At 72.7% G+C, this 24,519-nt stretch carries 25 protein-coding genes and 1 other RNA gene; 14 read left to right on the top strand and 12 right to left on the bottom strand.

The window, feature by feature from the left end:
- The first annotated feature begins 65 nt into the window (after positions 1 to 65).
- Positions 66 to 656, top strand: a complete 591-nt coding sequence (locus D9598_RS13345; protein WP_198367022.1) for a malonic semialdehyde reductase — start codon at positions 66 to 68, stop codon at positions 654 to 656.
- A 42-nt stretch (positions 657 to 698) separates the two neighbouring features.
- Here D9598_RS13345 and hisA read toward each other — a convergent pair whose 3' ends face one another.
- From hisA to hisB, 5 genes are read right to left on the bottom strand one after another with little or no spacing between them, the layout of a single operon-like run.
- The gene (gene hisA, locus D9598_RS13340) at positions 699 to 1,421 is read right to left on the bottom strand and encodes a 1-(5-phosphoribosyl)-5-[(5-phosphoribosylamino)methylideneamino]imidazole-4-carboxamide isomerase (protein ID WP_198367021.1); all 723 of its coding nucleotides are present in this window, start codon (positions 1,419 to 1,421) and stop codon (positions 699 to 701) included.
- A 38-nt stretch (positions 1,422 to 1,459) separates the two neighbouring features.
- Complete coding sequence (locus tag D9598_RS13335; protein WP_198367020.1) at positions 1,460 to 2,041, bottom strand: GNAT family N-acetyltransferase; 582 nt, start codon at positions 2,039 to 2,041, stop codon at positions 1,460 to 1,462.
- A complete protein-coding gene (hisH, locus tag D9598_RS13330) occupies positions 2,041 to 2,694 on the bottom strand; it encodes an imidazole glycerol phosphate synthase subunit HisH (RefSeq protein WP_198367019.1) in 654 nt (217 codons plus the stop codon). Before hisH ends, D9598_RS13335 begins: the two co-directional genes overlap by 1 nt.
- The gene (locus D9598_RS13325) at positions 2,691 to 3,140 is read right to left on the bottom strand and encodes a DUF2628 domain-containing protein (protein ID WP_198367018.1); all 450 of its coding nucleotides are present in this window, start codon (positions 3,138 to 3,140) and stop codon (positions 2,691 to 2,693) included. Before D9598_RS13325 ends, hisH begins: the two co-directional genes overlap by 4 nt.
- Positions 3,140 to 3,745, bottom strand: a complete 606-nt coding sequence (gene hisB / locus D9598_RS13320; protein WP_198367017.1) for an imidazoleglycerol-phosphate dehydratase HisB — start codon at positions 3,743 to 3,745, stop codon at positions 3,140 to 3,142. The genes D9598_RS13325 and hisB overlap by 1 nt, the downstream gene beginning before the upstream one ends.
- Before the next feature lie 122 nt (positions 3,746 to 3,867).
- On the opposite strand from hisB, the gene hslV reads away from it, so the two are divergent.
- The 6 genes from hslV to D9598_RS13290 all read left to right on the top strand — a co-directional run bounded on the left by hslV (position 3,868) and on the right by D9598_RS13290 (position 10,380).
- Entirely contained in the window at positions 3,868 to 4,422 is a 555-nt protein-coding gene (hslV, locus tag D9598_RS13315; RefSeq protein WP_198367016.1) for an ATP-dependent protease subunit HslV, read from the top strand.
- A gap of 3 nt (positions 4,423 to 4,425) precedes the next feature.
- On the top strand, positions 4,426 to 5,745 hold the full coding sequence (gene hslU / locus D9598_RS13310) for an ATP-dependent protease ATPase subunit HslU (protein ID WP_198367015.1): 1,320 nt from the start codon (positions 4,426 to 4,428) through the stop codon (positions 5,743 to 5,745).
- Between the two features lie 13 nt (positions 5,746 to 5,758).
- Positions 5,759 to 6,568, top strand: coding sequence for an EcsC family protein (locus D9598_RS13305; RefSeq protein ID WP_198367014.1), 810 nt, complete (start codon positions 5,759 to 5,761; stop codon positions 6,566 to 6,568).
- 229 nt (positions 6,569 to 6,797) lie between these two features.
- Positions 6,798 to 8,483 carry a glycerophosphodiester phosphodiesterase family protein gene (locus tag D9598_RS21495; protein WP_198367013.1) on the top strand — a complete coding sequence of 562 codons (1,686 nt, stop codon included), beginning with the start codon at positions 6,798 to 6,800 and terminating at the stop codon, positions 8,481 to 8,483.
- A 164-nt stretch (positions 8,484 to 8,647) separates the two neighbouring features.
- Complete coding sequence (locus D9598_RS13295) at positions 8,648 to 9,631, top strand: cyclase family protein (protein ID WP_198367012.1); 984 nt, start codon at positions 8,648 to 8,650, stop codon at positions 9,629 to 9,631.
- A 122-nt stretch (positions 9,632 to 9,753) separates the two neighbouring features.
- Complete coding sequence (locus D9598_RS13290; RefSeq protein WP_198367011.1) at positions 9,754 to 10,380, top strand: acetyltransferase; 627 nt, start codon at positions 9,754 to 9,756, stop codon at positions 10,378 to 10,380.
- 6 nt (positions 10,381 to 10,386) lie between these two features.
- Here D9598_RS13290 and D9598_RS13285 read toward each other — a convergent pair whose 3' ends face one another.
- The 3 genes from D9598_RS13285 to D9598_RS13275 form a co-directional block, all read right to left on the bottom strand.
- Complete coding sequence (locus D9598_RS13285) at positions 10,387 to 11,637, bottom strand: ABC transporter substrate-binding protein (protein ID WP_198367010.1); 1,251 nt, start codon at positions 11,635 to 11,637, stop codon at positions 10,387 to 10,389.
- A 100-nt stretch (positions 11,638 to 11,737) separates the two neighbouring features.
- Positions 11,738 to 12,679, bottom strand: a complete 942-nt coding sequence (locus tag D9598_RS21640; RefSeq protein ID WP_370592018.1) for an NAD(P)-dependent oxidoreductase — start codon at positions 12,677 to 12,679, stop codon at positions 11,738 to 11,740.
- Between the two features lie 43 nt (positions 12,680 to 12,722).
- Positions 12,723 to 14,087 (bottom strand): GDSL-type esterase/lipase family protein, encoded by a 1,365-nt coding sequence (locus tag D9598_RS13275; protein WP_198367009.1) that lies wholly within the window; start codon positions 14,085 to 14,087, stop codon positions 12,723 to 12,725.
- A gap of 274 nt (positions 14,088 to 14,361) precedes the next feature.
- Between D9598_RS13275 and D9598_RS13270 the strand changes: the two genes are divergently transcribed.
- From D9598_RS13270 to D9598_RS13260, 3 genes are all read left to right on the top strand, one after another.
- Complete coding sequence (locus D9598_RS13270) at positions 14,362 to 15,603, top strand: bifunctional 2-polyprenyl-6-hydroxyphenol methylase/3-demethylubiquinol 3-O-methyltransferase UbiG (RefSeq protein WP_198367008.1); 1,242 nt, start codon at positions 14,362 to 14,364, stop codon at positions 15,601 to 15,603.
- On the top strand, positions 15,600 to 16,121 hold the full coding sequence (locus D9598_RS13265) for a YdcF family protein (protein ID WP_198367007.1): 522 nt from the start codon (positions 15,600 to 15,602) through the stop codon (positions 16,119 to 16,121). The genes D9598_RS13270 and D9598_RS13265 overlap by 4 nt, the downstream gene beginning before the upstream one ends.
- A 98-nt stretch (positions 16,122 to 16,219) precedes the next feature.
- Positions 16,220 to 17,176, top strand: a complete 957-nt coding sequence (locus D9598_RS13260) for an SMP-30/gluconolactonase/LRE family protein (protein ID WP_198367006.1) — start codon at positions 16,220 to 16,222, stop codon at positions 17,174 to 17,176.
- A gap of 60 nt (positions 17,177 to 17,236) precedes the next feature.
- Here the strand turns inward: D9598_RS13260 and D9598_RS13255 are convergent, their stop codons facing one another.
- Positions 17,237 to 17,542 (bottom strand): phosphoribosylamine--glycine ligase, encoded by a 306-nt coding sequence (locus tag D9598_RS13255; protein ID WP_198367005.1) that lies wholly within the window; start codon positions 17,540 to 17,542, stop codon positions 17,237 to 17,239.
- On the bottom strand, positions 17,539 to 18,468 hold the full coding sequence (gene nudC / locus D9598_RS13250; RefSeq protein WP_198367004.1) for an NAD(+) diphosphatase: 930 nt from the start codon (positions 18,466 to 18,468) through the stop codon (positions 17,539 to 17,541). Before nudC ends, D9598_RS13255 begins: the two co-directional genes overlap by 4 nt.
- Positions 18,469 to 18,579: 111 nt before the next feature.
- Here nudC and ffs point away from each other — a divergent pair.
- From ffs to recR, 4 genes are all read left to right on the top strand, one after another.
- An RNA gene (gene ffs / locus D9598_RS13245) (signal recognition particle sRNA small type) lies at positions 18,580 to 18,671 on the top strand.
- A gap of 49 nt (positions 18,672 to 18,720) precedes the next feature.
- Positions 18,721 to 20,661, top strand: a complete 1,941-nt coding sequence (locus D9598_RS13240; RefSeq protein ID WP_198367003.1) for a DNA polymerase III subunit gamma/tau — start codon at positions 18,721 to 18,723, stop codon at positions 20,659 to 20,661.
- Positions 20,658 to 20,999: a YbaB/EbfC family nucleoid-associated protein gene (locus tag D9598_RS13235; protein ID WP_198367002.1), complete on the top strand. Its 342-nt coding sequence runs from the start codon at positions 20,658 to 20,660 to the stop codon at positions 20,997 to 20,999. Before D9598_RS13240 ends, D9598_RS13235 begins: the two co-directional genes overlap by 4 nt.
- Positions 21,000 to 21,065: 66 nt before the next feature.
- Positions 21,066 to 21,668, top strand: coding sequence for a recombination mediator RecR (gene recR / locus D9598_RS13230; protein WP_198367001.1), 603 nt, complete (start codon positions 21,066 to 21,068; stop codon positions 21,666 to 21,668).
- Positions 21,669 to 21,684: 16 nt separating this feature from the next.
- Here recR and D9598_RS13225 read toward each other — a convergent pair whose 3' ends face one another.
- Both D9598_RS13225 and D9598_RS13220 read right to left on the bottom strand, forming a co-directional pair.
- Entirely contained in the window at positions 21,685 to 23,529 is a 1,845-nt protein-coding gene (locus D9598_RS13225; protein WP_232477201.1) for a potassium transporter Kup, read from the bottom strand.
- Positions 23,530 to 23,673: 144 nt separating this feature from the next.
- Positions 23,674 to 24,474 carry an amino acid ABC transporter ATP-binding protein gene (locus tag D9598_RS13220; protein ID WP_304621608.1) on the bottom strand — a complete coding sequence of 267 codons (801 nt, stop codon included), beginning with the start codon at positions 24,472 to 24,474 and terminating at the stop codon, positions 23,674 to 23,676.
- Positions 24,475 to 24,519 lie beyond the last annotated feature (45 nt).

The raw sequence follows: 24,519 nt of genomic DNA, 5'->3' as shown, positions 1-24,519 counted from the left end.
CGGCGGGGCTTGCGCGCCGGCCGGCGGCGGGCATCCTGCTGCGATGCAACAGGAGTGACTGCCCGATGGCCGAGAAACTCGATTCCCACGCCCTGGATCAGCTGTTCCGCACCGCCCGCACCCACAACAGGTGGCAGGAGCGCGCGGTGTCCGACGAGACGCTGCGCGAGCTCTACGATCTGCTGAAGATGGGCCCCACCAGCGCCAACTCCAGCCCTGCGCGCTTCGTCTTCATCCGCACGCGGGAGGGCAAGGAGAAGCTGCGCCCCGCCCTCTCCGCCGGCAACCTCGAGAAGACCATGACCGCACCGGTGACGGTGATCGTCGCCTGGGACAGCCGCTTCTACGACAAGCTTCCGGTGCTCTTCCCGCATGCCGACGCCAAGTCGTGGTTCACCGGCAGCGAGGCCTTCGCGGAGGCCACCGCCTTCCGCAACGCCTCCCTGCAGGGCGCCTACCTGATCCTGGCGGCGCGCGCGCTCGGCCTGGATGCGGGCGCGATGAGCGGCTTCGACAACGCCAAGGTGGACGAGGCCTTCCTGGCCGGCACCGGCTGGAAGTCGAACTTCCTGGTCAATCTGGGCTATGGCGACGAGAGCGGCCTGTTCGACCGCCTGCCGCGCCTGGCCTTCGACGAGGTGGCGGACCTGGCCTGACGGCCGTCCCCTCGGGCAGGCGCCCTGGCCCGGCGGGCGGTTTCAGCCGCGCGCCGCCGCCAGAGCCTCGGCGGCGTCCAGCCGCCCGTCATACAGCGCCCGCCCGATGATGGTGCCGGCGACACAGCCCGTCGCCTTCAGCGCCGCGATATCGGCGAGCCCCGCCACGCCGCCGGAGGCGATGACCGGGGTGGAGAGGCGGCGCGCCAGCTCCGCCGTCGCCGCCACGTTCACCCCGCCCAGCATGCCGTCCCGTTCGATGTCCGTATGGATGATGGCGGCCGCCCCGGCATCCTCGAAGGACAGGGCGAGATCGAGGGCGGAGACGCTGCTCACCTCGGCCCAGCCCTCGGTGGCCACCATCCCGTCCCGCGCGTCGATACCGACGGCGACCCGGCCGGGGAAGGCCTGGCAGGCGGCGCGGGCGAAGTCCGGATCCTTGACCGCCGCCGAGCCGAGGATGACGCGGCTGATGCCGCGCGCCAGCCAGGCCTCGACCGTCGTCATGTCGCGGATGCCGCCGCCGAGCTGCACGGGGCGGGAGGTGTGCGCCAGGATATTGGCGACCGCCTCGGCATTGGCCGGGCGGCCGGCGAAGGCGCCGTCCAGGTCCACGACATGCAGCCATTCGAAGCCGGCCTCGTCGAAGGCCCGCGCCTGCCCGCCCGGATCGCCGTAGATCGTGGCCTGGGCCATGTCGCCGCGCTTCAGGCGTACCACCTGGCCGGCCTTGAGGTCGATCGCGGGGTAGAGGGTGAAGGCCATGCTGGCTCCTGGTGGCGGGCCGGAGGCGGCGGGGCGCGTCACTCGCCGCGGTCCCGCTCGCTGCGGATGTCGAGCGGCCGGCCGCGGGGCGCTTCCAGCAGCTTGTGGTAATAGTGCCCCGCCACCGTCTGGCCCCGCACCCGGGCATAGGCCGGATGGGTGCCCCAGCGGATATAGCCCAGCCCCTCGAAGAGGGCGATGGCGGTGGCCTGGGTCTCGCGCACGTCGAGGTTCAGCACCCGGTGGCCGAGGGCCGCCGCATGCTCCTCCACCCGCCGCACCAGCAGCCGCGCCAGGCCGTGGCCGCGCGCATAGGGGGCGATATAGGCATGGGTCAGATGCGCGCTGAAGGCCTGCGCCTCGTTGTTGCGCGGCGGACGGATGAGCTGCGCCGAGCCCACCGGCACGCCGTCCAGCCGGGCGACGAAGAGGGAGATGGCCGGCACCAGCAGCACGCCGCGGAAATGCCGCGTCAGCGCCTCGCGCCCCTGCGGCTCGATCCAGCCGAAGCCGCCGCCCTCGATGATGGCGGCATCCGTCGCCTCGCAGAGATCGGCCAGCTCCGCCTCGTCCAGCGCCTCGGCCCGCTCGACCTCCAGGGCATGCTCACGCCGCGACATCACGGGGACCAGGCCAGGAAGTTGGCCAGCATGCGCAGGCCGGTGAACTGGCTCTTCTCGACATGGAACTGGGTGCCGACCATGTTGTCGCGCCCGGCGACGGCGACCACGGGCCCGCCGTAATCGGCGGTGGCCAGGATCTCCTCCGGCCGGCCGCCGGCCAGGGCGTAGGAATGCACGAAATAGGCGTGGTCGCCCGGCGCCAGCCCGGCCAGGACCGGATGGGCCCCCGGCGCGAAGCGGAGCGCGTTCCAGCCCATCTGCGGCAGGGGCAGGGGCGCGCCCGCGGCATCGCGCGGGTCGATCGGCGCCACATCGCCGCCGATCCAGCCGAGGCCCGGCGTCACGCCATGCTCCAGCCCGTGCTCGGCCATCAGCTGCATGCCGACGCAGATGCCGAGGAAGGGCACGCCGCGCCGCAGCACCGCCGCCTCCACCGCCTCGACCATGCCCGGCATGGCGTCCAGGCCCCGGCGGCAGGCGGCGAAGGCACCCTGTCCCGGCAGGACGACGCGGTCGGCCCGCGCCACCGCCTCGGCCCTGTCCTCCACCGCGATCTCGGCCGCGATCCCGCCATCGCGCGCGGCGCGGTGCAGGGCGCGCAGCACCGAGGCCAGGTTGCCCGAACCCGGATCGACCACCGCAACCCTCATGCCCGGCCTCCTTCCACCGCCGCCAGCTCCGGCCGGCGGTCCAGCGCGCGCAGCAGCGCCGCTTCCTCATCGCCGCCCAGCACCACGGCGGCGACCGGCAGGCCGCGCCGCGCCAGGCTCCAGCGCCGCAGATCCTGTGCCTGCAGGCCGATCAGGATCTGCGCCGCGATCAGGACATAGGGCGTGACGGCGGCCGGCAACAGCACCGCCGCCAGCACGGCGAGGGCCAGCCAGAGCAGCAGCACCAGCCAGAGCCGGTGCATCAGGAACCACAGCGGCGGCAGCAGCGCCGCGAGCCAGGAGAAGCCTTCCGGCACCAGCACCAGCCGGCCGCGGCGGGGCGGCGCCTCCGGCATGGCCCCCACCGGCATGGCCCCCGCCGGCGGCACCGAGGCGCGCGGCGCGGGGGCGGGCGGCAACGGGGCGTGGACGGTCCAGGCGCGCATCAGCCCTCCAGCACGCCCTTGGTGGAGGGAATCGCGCCGGCCATGCGCGGGTCCGGCTCCACCGCCTGCCGCAGCGCCCGCGCCACCGCCTTGAACACGCCCTCGGCGATGTGGTGCGCGTTGGTCCCGGCGCGCTGCACGATGTGCAGCGTCAGGCCGGACTGCATGGCGAAGGCGCGGAAGAACTCCTCGAACAGCTCGGTGTCCATCTCGCCCACCTTGTCGCGCGGGAAGCGCACGCTCCAGGCCAGGAAGGGGCGGCCGGAGATGTCGATGGCGGCCTCGGCCAGCGCCTCGTCCATCGGCACCACGGCGTGGCCGTAGCGGCGGATGCCGCGCTTCTCGCCGAGCGCCCGCCGCAACGCCTGGCCGAGCACGATGCCGACATCCTCCGTGGTGTGGTGGAAGTCGATGTGCAGGTCACCCTTCGCCGCCACCTCGAGGTCGATCAGGCTGTGGCGGCTGAGCGCCGTCAGCATGTGGTCGAGGAAGCCGATCCCGGTGGCGATGCGTCCCTGCCCGGTCCCGTCCAGGTCGAGGCGGAGGCGGATCTCGGTCTCGCTGGTCTGGCGGGTGATCTCGGCGGTGCGGGGCGCGGGCGACATGGGGGCTTCCTAGACCGGGGGCGGGAGATTGCCCAGGGGGGAGAGCGGGAGGCAGCGGCGGGGTGGGCGGGTTCCGGGGCCGGCCGCTTGTTGCGCCGCCACCGCGATGCCATCTGCTGCGCATGAACGCGACGACTCACGATCCCCTGGGCTGGCATGGCACCACCATCCTCTGCGTCCGCAAGGACGGACAGGTGGCCATGGCCGGCGACGGTCAGGTCTCCATGGGCCAGACTGTGGTCAAGAACAACGCCCGCAAGGTCCGCCGCATCGCCGGCGGCAAGGTGGTGACCGGTTTCGCCGGCGCCACCGCCGATGCCTTCACCCTGCTGGAGCGCCTGGAGGCCAAGCTGGAACGCTTCCCCGACCAGCTGGAGCGCGCGGCGGTGGAACTGGCCAAGGACTGGCGCACCGACCGCTACCTGCGCCGGCTCGAGGCGCTGCTGGCGGTGGCCGACAAGGACCGCTCCCTGCTGATCACCGGCAATGGCGACGTGCTGGAGCCCGAGGATTCCATCATCGGCATCGGCTCCGGTGGCAACTACGCGCTGGCCGCCGCCCGCGCCCTGATCGACGTGGACGGCATGACGGCCGAGCAGATCGCCCGCAAGGCGATGGGCATCGCCGCCGAGATCTGCGTCTACACCAATGGCCGCATGGTCGTGGAGACGCTCTGAGCCATGAACGACACCGTCAACCTCTCCCCGCGCGAGATCGTCTCGGAGCTGGACCGCTTCATCATCGGCCAGCATGAGGCCAAGCGCGCCGTCGCCATCGCGCTGCGCAACCGCTGGCGCCGGCAGCAGCTTCCCGAGGGCATCCGCGAGGAAGTGGTGCCCAAGAACATCCTGATGATCGGGCCGACCGGCTGCGGCAAGACCGAGATCGCCCGGCGGCTCGCCAAGCTGGCGGACGCCCCCTTCGTCAAGGTCGAGGCCACCAAGTTCACCGAGGTCGGCTATGTCGGCCGCGACGTGGACAGCATCATCCGCGACCTCGTCGAGGTCTCCCTCACCCGCACGCGCGAGGCCAGCCGCAAGGAGGTGCAGGCCAAGGCGGAACTCTCCGCCGAGGAGCGGCTGATCACCGCCCTGGTCGGCGAGGGCGCCTCGGGCGAGACGCGGATGAAGTTCCGCCGCATGCTGCGCGAGGGCCAGCTGGAGGAGAAGGAGGTCGAGGTGCAGGTCGCCGAGACCGGCTCGACGCCGATCGGGATGATGGACATGCCGGGCATGCCGCCGGGGCAGATGGCCAACATCCAGGAGATGATGGGCAAGATGTTCGGCCGCCAGGCGAAGGCGCGCAAGCTGCGCGTCGCCGAGGCCCGCGCGGCGCTGATCCAGGACGAGGCCGACCGGCTGCTCGACCAGGAGAAGCTGACCCGCGACGCGGTCGCCCATGTCGAGAACAACGGCATCGTCTTCGTCGACGAGATCGACAAGGTCTGCGCCCGCACCGGCGAGGGCTTCCGCGGCGGCGACGTCAGCCGCGAGGGCGTGCAGCGCGACCTGCTGCCGCTGATCGAGGGCACCACCGTCGCCACCAAGCACGGCCCGGTGAAGACCGACCATATCCTGTTCATCGCCTCCGGCGCCTTCCACATCGCCAAGCCTTCCGACCTGCTGCCGGAGCTGCAGGGCCGCCTGCCGATCCGCGTCGAGCTCGGCGCGCTGACGCGGGACGACTTCCGCCGCATCCTGACCGAGCCGGAGCATTCCCTGGCGAAGCAGTACGTGGCGCTGCTCGGCACCGAGGGCGTGACGCTGGACCTGACGGCCGACGCGGTCGACGCGATCGCCGATCTCGCCGCCGAGATCAACGCGCGGGTCGAGAACATCGGCGCCCGGCGGCTGGCGACGGTGCTGGAGAAGCTGCTGGAGGAGGTCTCCTTCACCGCCAGCGACCGGCAGGGCGAAACCGTCCGGGTCGACGCCGCGTATGTGAAGGAGAAGGTCGCGCCGCTGGCCGCCAGCGCCGATCTCAGCCGCTTCATCCTGTGACCCGAAGGCCCTGATGACCGAGACCCTCCCCGCGTCCCTGCCCGTGCCCCTCCCCCTGCCCGCCGAGGCCGAGGCGGAGCTGGCCGAGGCGCGGCGGGTGCTGGACGAGACCTCGCTGGCGGCGCGGCTCGCTCAGCTCGCCGGCACGCCGGTCGAGGCGCTGCGCCGCCGCCTGCCCGGCTTTGCCCAGGGCATGGTGGACGGCGCCGTGCGCCGCGCGCTCTCCACCGCGCTGAACACCGCCATGCGCTCCGGACCGGGCCGCGCGCCGCCCGGCATCTCCTCCGACTGGCTGCACCGCGGCCTGGCGGCGGCGAGCGGTGCCGCGGGCGGCGCCTTCGGCCTGCCGGGCACCCTGCTGGAACTGCCGGTCTCGACCACCATCCTGCTGCGCCAGATCGGCGCCGAGGCCGCGGCCGCCGGCGAGGACACCCGTCTGCCCGAGACCGGCGCGGAATGCCTGAAGGTCTTCGCGCTCAGCGGGCCGGGCCTGGCGGACGATGCCACCGAGACCGGCTACTTCGCCACCCGCCTCGCCCTGGCGCAGTTCCTGCCGAACATGAGCGCGGCGCTGCTGCCGGGTTTCATCGGCGCCATCGCCGCCCGCTTCACCGGCCCGCTGATGATCAAGCTCGGCGCCCAGGCGGCGCCCGTGGTGGGCGCGGCGGCGGGGGCGGCGGTGAACCTCGCCTTCCTGCAGCATTTCCGCGAGCTGGCGCGGGCGCATTTCACCGTCCGCCGGCTGGAGCGCGAGCACGGCGCCGATGCGGTGCGCGCGGCCTATGAGGTGCTGGCCGCGCGGGCTCGGCACCGCGCCGCCTGACGGCCGCGCCCGGGGGCGCCCAATCCGCCAAGCTGTTGCTTTTCCGGATTGTTTTCCCGGCGTCCCGCCTGGCTACTTAATCTTCCGGCAATCTTTCGGTCATTCGGGCGTCATCCCCCCATCCTAATGGCGCGGCCATGCCGACCGGCGGGGAAGGCGGCCTGCGGCATCCGCGATGGCGCCGCTCCCCTCGTCGTGACGCGACCACCACTGAGGGAAAAGCCCGGACATGGTCAGTTTTGCCACGCTCGATGGCCAGCCGCCGCTCGTCATTGCTCACCGCGGCGCCAGCGGCTACCGCCCGGAGCACACGCTGGAAGCCTATAAGCTGGCGATCGAGATGGGCGTCAGCGTGATCGAGCCCGATCTGGTCGCGACCCGTGATGGCCATCTGGTCGCGCGGCACGAGAACACCCTCTCCGACACCACGAACGTGTCGGACCTTCCCGAATTCGCCGACCGCCACGTCACCAAGGTGATCGACGGCCGCAGCGTCACGGACTGGTTCATCGAGGACTTCACGCTGGCCGAGCTGAAGACCCTGCGCACCAAGGAGCGGCTGGGCGAGCTGCGGCCGGAAAGCCAGTCCTATGACGGGCAGTTCGAGATCGCCACGCTGGAGGAGATCCTGGCCCTGGTGCGGCAGGTCGAGGCCGAGACGGGCCGCGAGATCGCCATCGCGCCTGAGACCAAGCACCCGACCTATTCGGAGTCGATCGGCCTCGATCTCAGCCAGATGCTGATCGACACGCTGGTGGCGAACGACTTCACCGATCCTGACCGCGTCTACATCCAGTCCTTCGAATCGGGCAATCTGATCCGTCTGCACGACAGCATCATGCCGGCGGCGGGGGTGGATCTGCCGCTGGTGCAGCTCGGCAACGCCTCCTCCCTCGAGGCGCTGCGGGAGATCGCCCGCTACGCCGATATCGTCGGACCCAGCAAGGATGCCATCCTGCTGCGCACGCGCCTGGCCGAGCCGGTGGACGCGGATGGGGACGGCACGGCCACGCTGCGCTTCGAGCTGAGCGGTGAGATCAGCCCGCTGGTCGGGAACGCGCATGCCGTCGGGCTGAAGGTCATCCCCTACACCATCCGCGCCGAGGAGAACTATCAGGCGCTGAACCCGGACGGCACGCCGCAGACGGCGGCGCAGGAGGCCCTGAAGCTGCTTCAGCTCGGCGTGGACGGCTTCTTCATCGACCAGCCCGACATCGGCCTGCAGGCGCTGGCGGACCTCCTCGCCGGCGACGGCACGGACGGCGCCGATTGGCTGACCGGCGGCGGCGGCGCCGACTTCCTCGATGGCGGCGCCGGGGATGACGTCCTGAACGGTGGCGCCGGGGATGACGAGCTGACCGGCGGCGCGGGCGATGACTGGCTGAACGGCGGCACCGGCACCGACACCGCCGTCTACCTGGGCGAACTGGCCGGCCACGCCTTCCAGCGCGCGGGGCGGGTGCTGACGGTCAGCGGCCCGGAGGGGACCGACAGGCTGACCGACATCGAGCAGATCCGCTTCGTCGACGGCACCCTGACCCTGGGCGACGATCCGCTCTTCGACGCCGCCTTCTACGCGCGGTCCAACCCGGACGTCTGGGAGGCCGGGGTCGATCCGAAGGCGCATTACGACACGTTCGGCCGCACCGAGGGGCGCGATCCCAACGCCTTCTTCGACACCGATGCCTATCTGGCGGCCCATGCCGATGTCGCGGCGGTCGGCATGAACCCGCTGGACCATTACCGGGAGTATGGCTGGACCGAGGGCCGCGATCCCTCCGCCGCCTTCAGCACCGGCGCCTATCTAGCGGCGCATGCCGATGTCGCGGAAGCCGGCATGAACCCGCTGGAGCATTACCTGACCTATGGCCTGGCCGAGGGCCGCGGCCTGGGCGCCGACAGCCTGCTCGGCTGAGGAGGCGGGCCGGGACGGCGGCGCCGCCCCGGCCTTTCGGCGCCGGAGCAGGCGAATCCGGTGATGAAATAGGGTGGCCAGCGCCGCCGGCCTGCGCTCAAGCTGTGCCCAGTTGGCCCGAGGCCATGCTGTCGTGGCGGGAGAGCCAGCCGGGAGAGATGCTCATGTCCAAGCTGTCCCGCCGCAAGGCGGTCTTCGGCTCCCTCTGCATGGCCTGCGCCGGGGCGCATGGCCTGATGGCCAGCAGCGCCCGCGCCCAGGGCTGGAGCCCGCCCGGCGCCGCGCAGCGCTGCCCCTCCCGCTGGGGCGCCGCCGACCGGCGCGGCGCGATGAACCTGATGACGCCGGAGCGGGCGAAGCGCGCGGCGCAGCTAATCCGCACCGGCGAGATCGTCGAATGCGGGCAGACGCTGAACCAGACCATGCCCTTCTTCGGCACGCGCCGCTTCGACGTGCATCTCAAGCGCACCTTCATGAACCCCGAGGGCAACCGGCGCGGCTCGAACGAGGAGCTGGTGGTCGCCGAGATCGGCCAGGTCGGCACGCAGCTCGATGCCTTCCCGCACCAGACCATCGGCGACGAGGGCTACAACTGCGTCAACATCCCGCGCATCTCGAGCCGCAACGGCTTCACCGAGATGGGCGTGGACACGGTGGGCACCATCTTCACCCGCGGCGTGCTGATCGACGTGGCGGCGCTGAAGGGCGTCGCCACCCTGCCCGACACCTACGAGATCACGCCGGAGGATCTGGAGGCGGCGCTGCGCCGGCAGAACACGCGCATCGAGGAAGGCGACGCGGTGATCGTCCACACCGGCTGGGGCCTGCTCTGGGGTCGCGACAACGCGCGCTACGTCCGCTCCTGCCCCGGCCTCGGCGTCGCCGCGGCGGAGTGGGTCCTGCGGCAGAACCCGATGCTGATGGGGTCGGACAACTGGCCGGTGGAATGCGCGCCCTCCAAGACCATGCCGGATGCCAGCCTGCCGGTGCACCAGCTGGCGCTGGCCGTGCATGGCGTGCACCTGCTGGAGAACATGAAGCTCGACGTGCTGGCGAGCCGCGGGCAGCATGAATTCGCCTTCGCCGTGCAGCCGCTGAAGGTGCAGGGCGGCACGGGATCGACCGTCGCGCCCTCGGCGCTGTTCTGAGGCGGCCGGGAGGGCCGGCCGCCCTCCCTTCCCGCGACCTTGACATCCGCCTTCGTGTCAGCCCGCCTGCCGATCCGCCGCGCCCGCGGTAAAGAGGGCGTGGGCGAGGCAAGGGGATTGAGATGCGGCTGGTGATGATCGGGGCGGGCGGCCATGGGCGGGCCGTGCTGGAGGTGCTGCGCGATGCCGGCTGGCCCGATCCGGTCGGCGTGCTGGATGACGACCCGGCCTGCCGCGGCCTGCCGGGCGTGCCGCATCTCGGCCCCCTCGCCCGCGCCGCCGCCCTGCGCGCCGGGGGGGTGGAGGGCGCGCATGTGGCGCTCGGCGACAATGCCCGCCGGCGCCGGCTGGGCGAGGAGCTGGGCCGCCTCGGCTTCACCCTGCCCGCCTTCCGCCACCCCTCCGCCGTGATCGCGCGCGATGCCGCCCTCGGCCCCGGCAGCGTCGCCATGCCGCGCGTCGTCCTGGGCGCGATGGCGCGCGTTGGCGCCCATGTCATCCTCAACACGGGCTGCATCGTCGAGCATGACTGCGTGGTGGAGGCGGGCTGCCATGTCGCGCCCGGCGCCGTGCTGGGGGGCGGGGTGGAGCTGGGCGCGGGGGCGATGGTGGGCATCCTCGCCGGCATCCGCCCCGGCCGCCGGATCGGCGCCGGGGCGGTGGTCGGCATGGGTGCCGCGGTGCTGGAGGATGTTCCGCCGGCGGCCCGGGTGGGCGGCGTGCCCGCCCGGCCGCTGGGGGAGGGCTGAGCTGCCTCAGCTGCGGATCAGCGGGCACTCCGACTGCGCGAGCGGCTTCACCGTCTCCTCCGGCGCCATGGTCGAGACCAGCTTGCAGTAGTCCCATCCGCCCGTGCTTTCGGCCGGCGTCTTCACCTGCAGGAGATAGGCCGGCAGCACCGCCCGGCCATCGGCGCGGATGGAGCCGGCGCCGAAGGCGTCGTCCTCCGTCGGCATGGCCTTCATGCGCGCGACGGTGGCGGCGCCGCTGGCCTTCGCGGCCTCGACGCCGAGCGCCGCCACGGCCTTCAGGTAATGCAGCGTCACCGCGTAGCAGCCGGCATGCACCATGCCCGGATAGGCGCCGCCCATCGCCGGCAGCACGCGCCGGGTGAAGGCGCGGGTGCGGTCATTGGTGTCCCAGTAGAAGCTGTTGGTGAAGAGCAGCTTCTGCATGGTGTCGAGCCCGGCGGCGCGGATGTCGTTCAGGAACATCACCAGCGCGGCCATCTTCATGCTGCGCGTCACGCCGAACTCATGCGCCTGCTTGATGCAGTTGGGCAGGTCGTTTCCGCCCAGCGCCAGGCCGATCACATCGGCGCCGCTGCCGCGCGCGGCGATCAGCATGGCCGAGAAGTCGCCGGTGCCGAGCGGCGCCCGCGCGCTGCCCACCACCTCGCCGCCCGCCTGCTGCACGAAGGTGGTCGTCTCCGCCTGCAGGGAATGGCCGAAGGCGTTGTCGGTGGCGATGAAGTACCATTTCTTCCCGCCGCCGCGCACGGTCTCGGCCGCCACCGCCTTGGACAGCATGTAGCCGTCATAGGTCCAGTTGACGGTGTTCGGCGTGCAGAGCTTGTTGGTGAACTCCGTCGCGGTGACGGCGACGCCGAGGCAGGCCTTGTCCTTCTCGCGCGCGATGGTCGAGACCGCCAGGCCGACGGCGGAGTTCGGCCCGGCGATCACCATGTCCACCCCCTGCTGGTCGATCCAGCGCCGCACCAGGCTGGCGCCGGTGTCGGCCTTGTTCTGGTGGTCGCCGAAGAGCACCTCGACCTCGAGGCCCTTCGCCGGGCCCGAGGCCCCGGCCAGGAATTCCGTGGCGGCCTGGCGCGCGCAGCCGACGCCGCCGCGGCCCAGCAGGTCCGTGTAGATGCCGGAGAAATCGGCGAGCACGCCGATCCGGATCACCGGCGCCTGCGCCAGGGCCGGGGCGGCGAGCGGCGGTGCCGCCAGCGCGGTGGCGAGGCCGGCGGCCCCCTGGAGGAACACGCGGCGCGATACGGTCATGGAAGCTTCCCCTGGAACTGCGCCCACTGGCACGGCCGTCCTCTGCGTGACGGTTCACACCCGTGCCGGGCGGTGATGGCGATGAGGTGCCCGGCCGGGCTCAGCCCAGCCGGGGCTTGTCGATCCCGGCCATGTCGCAATGCGCGTCGACCATGGCCGAGAAGTCCTGGCCGCCGAAGCCGCGGGCCCGGGCGGCGCTGAAGGCCTCGCGCGCCGCCGCGACCATGGGCAGGGGCACCTTCGCCGCGCTGGCGGCCTCGACGATCAGCGTCAGGTCCTTGTGCGCCAGGTCGATGGTGAAGCCCGGCGCGGTGTCGCCGGCCAGCACCTTGGACGGCCAGGCGACCTTCAGCTGCCCGTTCACCGCCGTGGTGCCGTAGAGCACGTCGAGCGTCCTCTCCAGCTGCAGGCCGAAGCGCTGCGACAGGGCCAGGGCCTCGGCGTTCATCTGGCAGGAGGCGACGGCGAGGAGGTTGTTCACCAGCTTGGTGCGGGTGCCGCTGCCGGGACCGCCGCAGTGGTAGATGGTGCTGCCCATCGCCTCCAGCAGCGGCTTCACCCGCGCGAAATCCTCCGCCTCGGCGCCGACCATGAAGAGCGACTCGCCCCGGTCGGCATGGCTGGCCAGGCGCCCGACCGGCGCGTCGACGAAGCCGATGCCGCGCTCGCGCGCCTGGCGCGCCAGGCGGTCGGTGGTCTCGGGATCGATGGTGCTCATGTCCATCACCACGGCGCCCGGCCGGGCCTGGGCGATGACGCCTTCGGCGCCCCCCACCACCGCCTGCACCACCGCCGAATTCGGCAGCATGGTGACGATGACATCGCCCGCGCCGGCGACCTCGGCGACGGTTCGCGCCGCGCGCGCCTGCAGCGCCTCCAGCTCGCTCACCGCATCGGCGTTGATGTCGTTGACGATCAACCGGAAGCCCCTGCGGCACAGGTTCGAGGCCATGGGGCGGCCCATGCGTCCGAGCCCGATGAAGCCGACATCCATAATGCTGTCCTCCCTGGATTGCCTGTATGTTACGCTGGTTTGTCGCACGGACGCGCCACAAATGGCGCGGGCCGCGTCGCCGCGCCTCGCCTCAGCGGGCCGGCACCACCGAGGACGGCTCCACCGCCATGCCCATGGCCAGGTAGCCGGCGCGGTTCGGATGCAGCCTGTCGCCCTTGCCGCCGGTGGTGGAGTCCGGGATCATTTCCTCCCGCAGTCCGCCCGTCGCCGGATCGAGGGTCGCGCGGTCGAATTCGGCGACGGCGTCGAACAGCCCGCTCTGGCGGATGAAGTCGTTCAGCCCGCGCCGCTTCTCGTCCTGCTCGGCATGGCCATGCGCCGCGCTGGTGCTGCCCAGCGCGCTGGTCACGGTGGCGCCGACGATGCGGACGCCGGGGATGGCCGCGCGGAGGCGCCGCACCCCCTCCGTCATGCCCTCCCGCACCGCGTCCAGCGTGGCATTGCCGTTGCGGCTGAAGTCGTTGGTGCCCTCCAGCCAGACGACGGTGGCGACGCCCGAGAGGCCGATCACGTCGCGCTGCAGCCGGGCCAGCGCCGAGGGGCCGCCGGGGAAGGGCTTGTCCGGCCCGTATTCCCTTGGCCCGACCACCTGGTTGCCGCCGATCCCGGCATTGACGACGGCGACGCGGTGGCCCAGCGCCGCGTGCAGCCTGCGGGACAGCACGTCGGGCCAGCGGTCATCGCCGTTCATGGTCGAGGCGGTGCCGTCGGTGATCGAATCGCCCAGGCAGACCACGACCGGCGTGCCGGCGGGGGCGGCCATGTCCACCGCGTCGAGGAAGAACCACGAGGCGGTGGAGAGGGGGAAGGCCGCCTCGCCCTCCTCGGCGCCGTGCGCGCCGGCGCCGGGCGGCGTGACGTAGGAGGTCTGCAGCGCCTTGGCGTGCCAGGTCATCGGCCCGCTCGGCCCCGCGACATGGAAGGAGACGGCGAGCTTGCGGCCGGCCAGCAGCGGATGGCCCGACTCGGCGGCGAAGGGCAGCCCGACCGGGTCGGACCAGACCTCGCCGCCGGGCGCCACGGTGACGCCGGGCTGGCCGCCGAACAGCACCGGGCGGTTGCTGCCGGGCATCACCGCCGCGCCGCCCCAGTGCAGCCCGGCGAAGACGCCGTCGAGCCGCAGCGGCCGGGTGCCGAAGGCGTTGCTGAAGCGCAGGCGCGCCCGCGGGCCCCAGAGATCGGGGCGCAGCACCAGGCGGAAGGTCTGGTCCCGCGCGCCCTCGGCCGGGTCGGGAAAGGCGAAGCGCTGGTCGGGTTGGGCGGAGGGATTGCCGACCGGATAGGGCCCCTGGGCGGAGCCGGTCCAGGCCGTCGCCCAGCTTCCGGCGCCGCCGCTCCCTGGCGTGGACGGCCCGGCGGCGGTCTGCGCCGCCGCCGGCAGGACGCCGAGCGTCGCCGAGGCCAGGGTCGCGTGCAGCCACATCCTGCGGTCCATTCCTTCGTCCTCCCCGCGCGACGCTTCCGGCCGCTGCGCCTCAGCTTTCCATGAAAGCGGCGCGGCGCAAAGACGGGGCGGAGGTTACGGCCCCGCCATGTGGACGGCGATGCGGACCAGGGCGCTGACCACCAGCAGGACCAGGACGATGCGCGAGAGGGTGGAGATCGACGGCATGGCACGGAGATGGCCCCGCCCCGCCCCGGCGCAAAGCCCCGGCTCCCCTCTCCCTTCCGCTGGCGCCGCGCCGCGCCATCGCCTATCCCGGACCGCCATGGACGCCACCGATGCCCGCCTCGCCGCGCAGTACGAAGCCTATCCCTATCCCGAGCGTGACCCGCGCGAGGAGGCGCGGCGGCTGATCGTCGGCAGCCCGAGCCATCTGCGTGAGATCGACCACTGGATCTTCGGCGCGCGCCGCCCCGCCGGGCAGCCGCTGCGCGCCCTGATGGCCGGCGGCGGCAGCGGCGACGCGACGATCATGCTGGCGCAGCAGATGGCCACGGCCGGCCGGCCGGGCGAGGTGGTCTGGCTCGACCGCTCGGCCGCCGCGCGCAAGGTGGCCGAGGCGCGGGCGGCCGCCCGCGGGCTCGGCAATATCCGCTTCGTCACCGGCTCGCTGCTGGAGGCCGCGGATCACGGCCGCTTCGACTACATCGACTGCTGCGGCGTGCTGCACCACCTCCCCGACCCCGCCGCCGGTCTCGGGGCCCTGGCCGCCGCCCTGGCGCCTGGCGGCGGGATCGGGCTGATGGTCTATGCGCCGCATGGCCGCACCGGGGTCTACATGCTGCAGGAGGCGCTGCGCCTGATCGCGCCCGACAGCGAGGCGCCGCCCGCCCGCGTCGAGATCGCCAGGCGGCTGTGGAAGCAGGCGCCGCAGACCGCATGGCTGCGCCGCAACCCCTGGATCACCGACCACATCGAAGGCGGCGATGCCGGGCTCTACGACCTGCTGCTGAACCCGCGCGACGTGGCCTTCACCGTGCCGCAGCTGGCGGCGCTGATCGGCCGGGCGGGGCTGCGGCTGCGCTGCTTCGTCGAGCCGCTGCGCTACGACCCCGACCGCTACCTGAACGACCCGAAGCTCCGCGCCCGCACCGCCGGGCTGGACCCGATCGGGCGCGCCGCCCTGGCGGAGGCGATCTGCGGCAACATGGGCATCCACATCGCCTATGCGACGCGCGACCCGGCGCCGGAGCCCGACTGGGAGAACCCCGCCGCCGTGCCGTTGCTGCGGGAGCTGGACGGCCCGGCCCTGGCACGCGGCCTGCCGAAGGATGGCGTGCTGCGCGTGACCTTCGACGGGCTGACGGTCGGCCTGCCCCTGCCCCGCCTGGCCGCCGCCATCCTGGCGCGGGTCGACGGGCGGCGCAGCATCGGCGCCATCGGCGCGGAGCTGGCGGCCAACGGCGTCGCGCCCGAGGCCTTCCGCCGCGACCTCGCCGCGCTGCGCGCCGCGCTGGAGCCGCTGAACCGCCTGCTGCTGGCCGCGCCGGATGCCGGAGCGCCGTGACGGCCCGCCCGGCCATCATCATCTTCGGCGCGGCGGTGCGGCCGGATGGCGGGCCGAGCCTGACGCTGCGCCGGCGGGTGAAGGCCGCCGCCGCCTTCGGCGCCACCCTGGCCGATCCGCTCTACATCCCCACCGGCGCGCAGGGGCGGCACGGCCCGCCCGAGGCGGAGGTGATGGCGCGGCTGCTGCAGGACCTCGGCGTGCCGGGCGAGGCGATCCGCCAGGAGCCGAGCGGCACCGACACGCTGAGCTCCGCCCGCGCCTGCGCCCGGCTGCTGCGCGGGCATGAGGGGCCGGTCTGGGCGGCCAGCAGCGGCTATCACCTGCCGCGCTGCGTCGCCCTGCTGCGTGCCTTCGGCCTGCCGGCCCGCGCCGCCCCCGCGCCGGAGGCGGCGCATGGCTTTCTCGACCGCTGGTGGTGGCGGGCCCGGGAGGGTGCCGCCCTGCCCTATGACCTGGCGCTGGTGCTGTGGGAACGCGCCACCGGCCATGCGCCGGAGGGGCGGCCCCGGGACTGATGCCGCGGCGCCCGGCCCCGGCGGAAGGGAGACGACGCATTCCCGACCGGCGTGCTTCCATGGCAGGCTTCCCGCCGCAACGGGGAGAACCGCCGCCGATGTTCGACAACGAGACGCCCTGGGCGCCCAGCCAGCGCTATCCCGACCCGCGCTTCCGCGCCTTCGAGCCGGTCTTTCACGGCTTCCGGGCCATGAACGGCACGGTGGAGAAGCTGGCCGGGGGCTGCCGCTGGGCCGAGGGGCCGGTCTGGCTCGGCGACCAGCGCGCCCTGCTCTGGTCCGACATCCCGAACAACTGCATCCTGCGCTGGGACGAGGAGACGGGGCAGGTCACGCCCTTCCGCCGCCCGGCCAACTTCGCCAACGGCAACACGCGCGACCGCCAGGGCCGGCTCGTCACCTGCGAGCATCTCGGCCGGCGCGTCACCCGCACCGAATATGATGGCGGCATCACCGTCCTGGCCGACCGCTACCAGGGCCGGCGGCTGAACTCGCCCAACGACGTGGTGGTGCGGTCCGACGGCAGCATCTGGTTCACCGATCCGAGCTTCGGCCTCGGCGGCTATATCGAGGGCGAGAAGGCCGAGGCGGAGCTGCCGCACGGCGTCTACCGCATCGACGGGCAGAGCGGCGCGGTGACGCTGCTGACCGACGAGATGGAGGGGCCGAACGGCCTGGCCTTCTCGCCGGACGAGAAGACCCTCTACATCGTCGAGAGCCGCGCCGAGCCGCGCCGCATCCTGGCCTTCGACGTCACCGCGGAAGGCGGCATCGCCAACCGCCGGGTCGCCGTGCAATGCGCGCCGGGCGAGACGCCGGACGGCTTCCGCCTCGACACGCAGGGCAATCTCTGGTGCGGCTGGGGCATGGGCAGCGCGGAGCTGGACGGCGTGCGGGTGTTCAGCCCGGGCGGCACGGCGCTCGGCCATATCGACCTGCCGGAACGCTGCGCCAATGTCTGCTTCGGCGGACGGCACCGCAACCGGCTGTTCATGGCCGCCTCGCGGTCCATCTACAGCGTGCTGCTGAACGTGCAGGGCGCCCCGGGAGGGTGAGCCGGGGAGGGCCGGAACCAGCTTCCGGTCCCACCGCCGGCACGCCCGCGCCGAGGGGCCTCAGCGCGGCGGGCGCGGCGATTCCACGCCGCCGGGCGCGGCCAGGCCGTTGCGGCGCAGGCAGTCGCGATAGGCGCGAAGTTCCGCCACCCGCATGTCGTAGGCGACGCGCTCCCGGTTCTCCAGATTGGTCGCGTTGAGCTGCTGGGAGACGTTCTGCAGGGCCGGATCGTCGCGCGCCTCGGCGCGGCAGGCGGCATGGGCCGGGCTGAGCGGCGCCTCGTCGCGCAGGTCGGGCGCGCGCTCCCGGGCGCAGGCGGCGAGCAGCAGGCCCAGGCCCAGCCCCAGGACGGGAAGGCGCCTCATGCCCTCCACTCCAGCCAGTCCTCGATCAGGCGGCGGGCGATCGAGTCCAGGCGCGGCAGGCCGAAGCCGAGCGCGGCGTGGTCGCGGATCTCCTCGCGGCTGAACCAGCGGGCGTCGCGCAGCTCCTCCGGGTCGATGGTGATCGCTTCCGAGAGCGCCTCGGCGTGGAAGCCGAGCATGATCGAGGCCGGGAAAGGCCAGGGCTGGGAGGAGTGGTAATGCACCTCGCCCACCCGGATGCCGGTCTCCTCCAGCACCTCGCGCCGCACCGCCTCCTCCAGGCTCTCGCCCGGCTCCACGAAGCCGGCCAGGGTCGAATACATGGTGGTGGAGGGGAAGCGGGTGGAATGGCCGAGCAGGGCGCGGTTGCCGTCCGTCACCAGCATGATCACCGCCGGGTCGGTGCGCGGGAAGTGCTGCGCGCCGCAGGCGGTGCAGGCCATGGCGTTGCCGGCGCTGCGCGACTCGCAGGCGCCGCCGCAGACGCCGCAGAAGCGGTGCCGGACGCGCCAGTGCATCAGGCCGCGGGCATGCGCCAGCACGCTGGCCTCGCCCGCCGGCAGCAGCCCGGCGACGCTGCGCAGATCGGCGAACTCGCCGAATTCGGGTGGCAGGAGCGGCAGCGGGTCGTCGGCCGCGGAACAGTCCACCGCGAAGACCGGGCGGCCCTCCCAGAGGCCGAGCAATGCCCAGGGCCCGCCGGCCATGCGCACCGCCTCGGCCGCCTCGGTGGAGAGCAGAACCGCCTCGGGGTGGCCGTCGGCCAGGCCGCGCATCAGGCTGCGGCTGCGCCAGACGGGGATGAACAGGGCCTCGGGCGAGGCCATGGCCTCGGCGACGAAGGCGGCGTCCTCCCGCCGGCCGGAGGCTCGGTCGAGGGGGCTGCCGGTATAGGCATTGGGGCGGGAAGCCGGAATGGACAGCATCTTGGCCGCGACCCTGCCACCGGACGCGCCCGCCGGCAACCGACCGGGCGCGATCCTCGCCCCGCCCCCCTTGCCTCGGAGGGGGGGCGGCATGATATGGCATCCTCGGAAGGTCGGTGGCGGACAGGCGCCTTGCCAACCCGGTCAGGTCCGGAAGGAAGCAGCCGCAGCGAGTTCCCGCCTGGGTCGCTCCACCGGTCTTCCACCTCGCCCTGACGGCCCGCCGCGGCCAGCACCGGACAGCCGCGCGCCATGCCCAGCGATACGCCTCCCGCCGACGATCAGGACCTGCCGCCCCTCCCCGAGGGGCCGGGCCTGTTCGGCGAGGCCCCCTCTCCCGCGCCCGTCATGGCCGCGCCCATCATTGCTGCGCCCGCCATGGCCGAGCCGGAGGCCGCGCCCTACCGCGTCCTGGCCCGCAAGTATCGCCCCACCAGCTTCGCCGATCTGATCGGGCAGGAGGCGCTGGTGCGCACCCTGCGCAACGCCTTCGCGCAGAACCGGGTGGCGCATGCCTTCATGCTCACCGGGGTACGCGGCGTCGGCAAGACGACCACGGCGCGCATCATCGCCCGTGCGCTGAACTGCGTCGGGCCGGACGGGACGGGCGGCCCCACCGCCGACCCCTGCGGCGTCTGCGCCGAGTGCCAGGCGATCCTGGCCGACCGCCACCCCGACGTGCTGGAGCTGGACGCCGCCTCCAACAACGGCGTCGACAATATCCGCGAGCTGCGCGAGGCGGTGCGCTACCGCCCGGCCCGCGCCCGCTTCAAGGTCTATATCCTGGACGAGGTCCACATGCTGTCGACGGCGGCGTTCAACGCGCTGCTGAAGACGCTGGAGGAACCGCCGCCGCAGGTGAAGTTCCTGTTCGCCACCACCGAGATCCGCAAGGTCCCGGCCACCATCCTCTCCCGCTGCCAGCGCTTCGACCTGCGGCGGGTGCCGCAGGAGACGCTGCGCGCGCATTTCGCTGCCATCGCGGCGAAGGAGGGGGTGGCGGCCTCGGGGGAGGCGCTGGCGATGATCGCCCGCGCGGCGGACGGCTCGGTGCGCGACGGCCTCTCCCTGCTCGACCAGGCGATCGCCCAGGTGGCCGGCGCGCCCGGCGGCATCGAGGCCGGGCTGGTGCGGGACATGCTGGGCCTGGCCGACCGCTCCCTGCTCTTCGACCTGCTGGAAGGCTGCTTCCGCGGCGATCTGCCGGCGGTGCTGGCGGCGATGGACCGCGGCCATGAGCGGGGCGCCGATCCCGGCGTCATCCTGGCCGACCTGCTGGAACTGACCCATACCCTGACGCGCCTGCGCGCCGTGCCGGCGCTGCGGGCCGATCCCGCGCTGCCGGAGGCCGAGCGGGTGCGCGGCGTCGCCATGGCCGAGCGGCTGTCGATCCCGCTGCTGGGCCGCGCCTGGCAGGTGCTGCTGAAGGGCATCACCGAGGTGGCCGAGGCTCCGGACCGGCGCATGGCGGCCGAGATGGTGCTGATCCGCCTCGCCCATCTGGCCGAGCTGCCGACGCCGGGCGACCTTGTCCGCCGCCTGAGCGAGGGCGGAGCGGCGGGCGCCCCCTCCCCCGCCGCCACCCCCTCCTCCGCCCTGGCCGGCGGGCCGGCCGGTGGGCCGGCTGGCGGCCTGCGCGCCATGGCCGGTGGCGGTGCCCGCCTCGATGCCGCCCCCGCGCCGGCCAGCGCGCCCCTGGCCCAGCCGCGCAACTTCCGCGAGGTGGTGGCGCTGGCCTCCGGCGTCCGGCCGCTCCTGCACGGCCACCTGCTGTTCGACGTGCATCCGGTGAGCTTCGCACCCGGCCGCATCGAGCTGCGGCAGACCGCGCAGGCGCCGCGCGACCTCGCCGCACAGCTCGCCGCCCTGCTGCAGGAGCGCACCGGCAGCCGCTGGACCATCGCCCTCTCCAATGCCGAGGGCGAACCGACCATCGCCGAGCAGCGCAGCCACCTGGCCGGCGAGCGGCTGGAGATGGCCCGCGCGCATCCCCTGGTGCAGTCCATCCTGCTCGCCTTCCCCGGCGCCGAGGTCGATGCGGTGCGCGACGACAGCCTCGACGCCTACGGCCTGCCGCCGATCCCGGAGGCGCCCGATGAGGGGCCGATGGACGGATCCATGGACGGGCCGGACTTCGCGCCGCCCGATGCCGAGCCGGCCGATCTCGACGACATCCCTTCGGAGGACCCATGAAGAACCTCGCCTCGATGATGAAGCAGGCCCAGCAGATGCAGGCCAAGATGCAGGAGATGCAGGCCCGGCTGGACAGCATGACGGTGGACGGCGCCGCCGGCGGCGGCATGGTCACGGTCACGCTGAGCGGCAAGGGCGACCTGAAGCGCCTGGCCATCGACCCCTCCCTGGTCGATCCGGCGGAGAAGGAGGTGCTGGAGGACCTGATCGTCGCCGCCCATGCCGATGCCAAGCAGAAGGTCGAGGCGATGATGGCCGAGGAGATGCAGAAGGCGACGGCGGGGATGAACATCCCCGGCATGGGCGGCGGCCTCGGCGGTCTCAAGCTGCCGTTCTGAGCATGACCGGCGCCAGGACGCCGGGCCGGGCGCCCGGCCCGGGTTCCCGCTCGGGCAGGGGCTGAGGTGGAGACGCGCGGGCCGGATCAGGTCGAGCGCCTGGTGGCGCTGCTGGCCCGGCTGCCCGGCATGGGCCGCCGCAGCGCCCGCCGCGCCGCGCTGAAGCTGCTGCAGGATCCGGGCGGGCTGATGCTGCCGCTGGCCCAGTCCCTGCGCGAGACGGCCGAGGCCGTGCGGCCCTGCCGCATCTGCGGCAACCTCGACACCCGCGACCCCTGCCGCATCTGCGCCGATCCGGCGCGGGAACAGGAGGTGCTCTGCGTGGTCGAGGGCGTGGCCGATCTCTGGGCGCTGGAGCGCGCCCATGTGCATCGCGGCCTCTACCATGTGCTGGGTGGCGTCCTCTCGGCGCTCTCCGGCGTGGGGCCGGAGGACCTGCGCGTCGCCGCCCTGCTGGAGCGGGTCGGGGCGGGGGCGATCCGCGAGGTGATCCTGGCCCTGCCGGCCACGGTGGACGGCGCCACCACCGCGCATTACCTGGCCGACCGGCTGCACCCTTGCGGCATCGCCGTCACCCGCCTGGCCCAGGGCGTGCCCATGGGCGGCGCGCTGGACGTGATGGATGACGGCACCCTGGCCGCCGCGCTGAAGGCCCGCCGCCCGGCCTGACGAGGAGCCCTCCCGTTCAGATCGCCACGCGCACGCCGAGCTCGACCACCCGGTCGCTCGGGATGCGGAAGAACTCGGTCGCCGGCATGGCGTTGCGGCTCATCAACGAGAACAGCCACTGCTGCCAGGTCGTCATCCGCGGCGCCGAGGCGGCCACCAGCGTCTCGCGGCCCAGGAAGTAGCTGGCCTGCATCGGCTCGAAGCGCACGCCGTATTCGCCGAGCGCCTCCAGCTCCTTCGGGATGTTCGGGCTCTCCTGGAAGCCGTAGCGCAGGATGACGCGGTGGATGCCGGGCGCCAGCTCCGCCACCTCGCGCCGCTGCGGCGCCTGCGGCACGTCGAGATTCTCCACCGTGACGAACAGCACCCGCTCGTGCAGCACCTTGTTGTGCTTGAGGTTGTGCAGCAGCGCATTGGGCACGTAGTCGGCCTGGCCCGTCATGAAGACGGCGATCCCGGGCACGCGGAGGGTGCGCGACTGCGGCAGCCGCGCCAGGAAGGATTTCAGCGGCAGGCTGTCCTGGCGGAAGCGGGCGAAGAGCAGCTCGCGCCCGCGCCGCCAGGTCATCATCAGCGTGAAGAGCGCGACGCCGAGCACCAGCGGCACCCAGCCGCCGGCCGGCACCTTCAGCAGGTTGGCGATGAAGTAGCTGCCGTCGAGCAGCAGCATCGGCACGATGACCGCCGTGACCAGGGCGCGCGACCAGCCGAACTGCCGCCGGAAGACCAGTCCGGCCAGGCAGGAGGTGCAGAGGAAGGTGCCGGTGACGGCGATGCCGTAGGCGGCCGCGAGGCTGTCGGAATCGTGGAAGGACAGCACCAGGATGACGACGCCGACCAGCAGGGCGAAGTTGATCTGCGGGACGTAGATCTGGCCCTCCTCGGTCTCCGAGGTGTGGCAGACCACGAGCCGCGGCAGGAAGCCCATCTGCACGCATTGCCGGGCGATGGAGAAGGCGCCGGAGATCATGGCCTGGCTGGCGATGATGGTGGCGAGCGTCGCCAGCACCACCAGCGGCAGGCGGAACCATTCCGGCGCCAGCAGGAAGAAGGGGTTCTCCAGCGCCGCGCGGTCGGTCAGCAGCAGCGCGCCCTGGCCGAAGTAGTTCAGCGTCAGGCTCGGCAGCACGACCGCCAGCCAGACCCAGCGGATCGGCCGCTTGCCGAAATGGCCCATATCGGCATAGAGCGCCTCCGCCCCGGTCACCGCCAGCACCACGGAGCCCAGGGCGATGAAGGCCGCCAGCCGGTATTCCAGGCAGAAGCTGATGGCGTAGTGCGGCGAGAGGGCGATCAGCACGTGCGGCTGCTGCGCCACCTCGATCAGGCCGAGCAGGCCGAGGCTGCCGAACCACAGGGCGGTGACCGGGCCGAAGACCTTCCCGATGCTGTGCGTGCCCTTGTACTGGACCAGGAACAGGGCCAGCAGCACGCCGAGCGAGATCGGGATCACCGCGTCGGTGAAGGCGGGGGAGATGACCTTGAGCCCCTCCACCGCCGAGAGGACGGAAATGGCCGGGGTGATGATACCGTCGCCGAAGAACAGCGCCGCGCCGGCGATGCCGACCATCGCCACCAGCTTGCGGCCCCGCTCGCCGCGCGCCACCCGCTGGGCCAGCGCCATCAGCGCCAGGATGCCGCCCTCGCCCCGGTTGTCGGCGCGCAGGATCAGCAGCACGTACTTGAGCGTGACGATCAGCACCAGGGACCAGAAGATCAGGCTCAGCACGCCCAGGATCTCCCACTCCTCCAGCCCGTCGGCGGCGAAGTGGAGCAGGGAGGCGCGCAGCGCGTAGAGCGGGCTGGTGCCGATGTCGCCATAGACCACACCCAGCACGCCGAGCAGCAACGCCGGGGTCATGGGGCGGGGGGTAGGGGAGGATTCTTGCTGGGACACTGCCATCTGCGCCGATGTCGGGCGCAAGGCATAGGCTGGGGGCCCGTGGCGGCGCAAGCGCCGCCGCTCAGGCTCCCGGCGCGGCGGGGCCTGAGCGGGGCGGCGGGCTCAGTGCCCGCGCAGCACCTGGCTCAGGAAGGTCCTCAGCCGGTCGGTCTTGGGATCGTTGAACATCTGCTCCGGCACGCCCGACTCGACGATCTCGCCCCGGTCCATGAACACCACGCGGTCCGCCACCTGGCGGGCGAAGCCCATCTCGTGGGTGACGCAGATCATGGTCATGCCGGTGTCGGCCAGCATGACCATGGTGTCGAGCACCTCCTTGATCATCTCCGGATCGAGTGCCGAGGTCGGCTCGTCGAACAGCATGATCTTGGGCTTCATGCAGAGGGCGCGCGCGATCGCCACGCGCTGCTGCTGGCCGCCGGACAACTGCCCGGGATACTTGCCGGCCTGCTCCGGGATCTTCACCCGGGTCAGGTACTCCATGGCCAGCGCCTCCGCCTCCTTCTTCGGCATCCGGCGCACCCAGATGGGCGCCAGGGTGCAGTTCTCCAGGATGGTCAGGTGCGGGAACAGGTTGAAGCTCTGGAACACCATGCCGACCTCGCGGCGGATGGCATCGAGCGAGCGGAGGTCGTCGGACAGCTCGATGCCGTCGACGACGATGCGCCCCTCCTGGTGCTGCTCCAGCCGGTTGATGCAGCGGATCATGGTGGACTTGCCGGAGCCCGAGGGGCCGCAGACCACGACCCTCTCGCCCTGGGCCACGGAGAGGTTGATGTCGCGCAGCACGTGCATGGCGCCGTACCACTTGTTGACCTTGTCGAGCAGGATGGCGGGCGGCCCGTCGACGCGCGCGACGGAGGCGACATAGGCGCCGTCGGCGGGGTCCATGGTGGCGCTCATGCGGCGTTCGCTCCCAGGTTCGGGTGGTTGTCCTGCATTAGGCCC

This window comes from Roseomonas sp. KE0001 (assembly GCF_016107285.1).
Lineage (GTDB): Bacteria > Pseudomonadota > Alphaproteobacteria > Acetobacterales > Acetobacteraceae > Pseudoroseomonas.
This window is presented reverse-complemented; position numbering and strand designations above follow the sequence as displayed.

What these genes read in the sequence shown, in the direction of transcription:
- D9598_RS13295 (WP_198367012.1), top strand. Translation starts at nt 8,648, where the DNA reads ATGTCCAAGCTGTCCCGCCGCAAGGCGGTCTTCGGCTCCCTCTGCATG.
- D9598_RS13275 (WP_198367009.1), bottom strand. Translation starts at nt 14,087, where the DNA reads ATGGACCGCAGGATGTGGCTGCACGCGACCCTGGCCTCGGCGACGCTC.
- D9598_RS13260 (WP_198367006.1), top strand. Translation starts at nt 16,220, where the DNA reads ATGTTCGACAACGAGACGCCCTGGGCGCCCAGCCAGCGCTATCCCGAC.
- D9598_RS13235 (WP_198367002.1), top strand. Translation starts at nt 20,658, where the DNA reads ATGAAGAACCTCGCCTCGATGATGAAGCAGGCCCAGCAGATGCAGGCC.
- D9598_RS13325 (WP_198367018.1), bottom strand. Translation starts at nt 3,140, where the DNA reads ATGCGCGCCTGGACCGTCCACGCCCCGTTGCCGCCCGCCCCCGCGCCG.
- D9598_RS13270 (WP_198367008.1), top strand. Translation starts at nt 14,362, where the DNA reads ATGGACGCCACCGATGCCCGCCTCGCCGCGCAGTACGAAGCCTATCCC.
- D9598_RS21495 (WP_198367013.1), top strand. Translation starts at nt 6,798, where the DNA reads ATGGTCAGTTTTGCCACGCTCGATGGCCAGCCGCCGCTCGTCATTGCT.
- D9598_RS13305 (WP_198367014.1), top strand. Translation starts at nt 5,759, where the DNA reads ATGACCGAGACCCTCCCCGCGTCCCTGCCCGTGCCCCTCCCCCTGCCC.
- D9598_RS13345 (WP_198367022.1), top strand. Translation starts at nt 66, where the DNA reads ATGGCCGAGAAACTCGATTCCCACGCCCTGGATCAGCTGTTCCGCACC.
- D9598_RS13225 (WP_232477201.1), bottom strand. Translation starts at nt 23,529, where the DNA reads ATGACCCCGGCGTTGCTGCTCGGCGTGCTGGGTGTGGTCTATGGCGAC.
- D9598_RS13240 (WP_198367003.1), top strand. Translation starts at nt 18,721, where the DNA reads ATGCCCAGCGATACGCCTCCCGCCGACGATCAGGACCTGCCGCCCCTC.
- hslV (WP_198367016.1), top strand. Translation starts at nt 3,868, where the DNA reads ATGAACGCGACGACTCACGATCCCCTGGGCTGGCATGGCACCACCATC.
- D9598_RS13285 (WP_198367010.1), bottom strand. Translation starts at nt 11,637, where the DNA reads ATGACCGTATCGCGCCGCGTGTTCCTCCAGGGGGCCGCCGGCCTCGCC.
- hisH (WP_198367019.1), bottom strand. Translation starts at nt 2,694, where the DNA reads ATGAGGGTTGCGGTGGTCGATCCGGGTTCGGGCAACCTGGCCTCGGTG.
- hisA (WP_198367021.1), bottom strand. Translation starts at nt 1,421, where the DNA reads ATGGCCTTCACCCTCTACCCCGCGATCGACCTCAAGGCCGGCCAGGTG.
- nudC (WP_198367004.1), bottom strand. Translation starts at nt 18,468, where the DNA reads ATGCTGTCCATTCCGGCTTCCCGCCCCAATGCCTATACCGGCAGCCCC.
- D9598_RS13335 (WP_198367020.1), bottom strand. Translation starts at nt 2,041, where the DNA reads ATGTCGCGGCGTGAGCATGCCCTGGAGGTCGAGCGGGCCGAGGCGCTG.
- D9598_RS13255 (WP_198367005.1), bottom strand. Translation starts at nt 17,542, where the DNA reads ATGAGGCGCCTTCCCGTCCTGGGGCTGGGCCTGGGCCTGCTGCTCGCC.
- hisB (WP_198367017.1), bottom strand. Translation starts at nt 3,745, where the DNA reads ATGTCGCCCGCGCCCCGCACCGCCGAGATCACCCGCCAGACCAGCGAG.
- hslU (WP_198367015.1), top strand. Translation starts at nt 4,426, where the DNA reads ATGAACGACACCGTCAACCTCTCCCCGCGCGAGATCGTCTCGGAGCTG.
- D9598_RS13220 (WP_304621608.1), bottom strand. Translation starts at nt 24,474, where the DNA reads ATGAGCGCCACCATGGACCCCGCCGACGGCGCCTATGTCGCCTCCGTC.
- D9598_RS13290 (WP_198367011.1), top strand. Translation starts at nt 9,754, where the DNA reads ATGCGGCTGGTGATGATCGGGGCGGGCGGCCATGGGCGGGCCGTGCTG.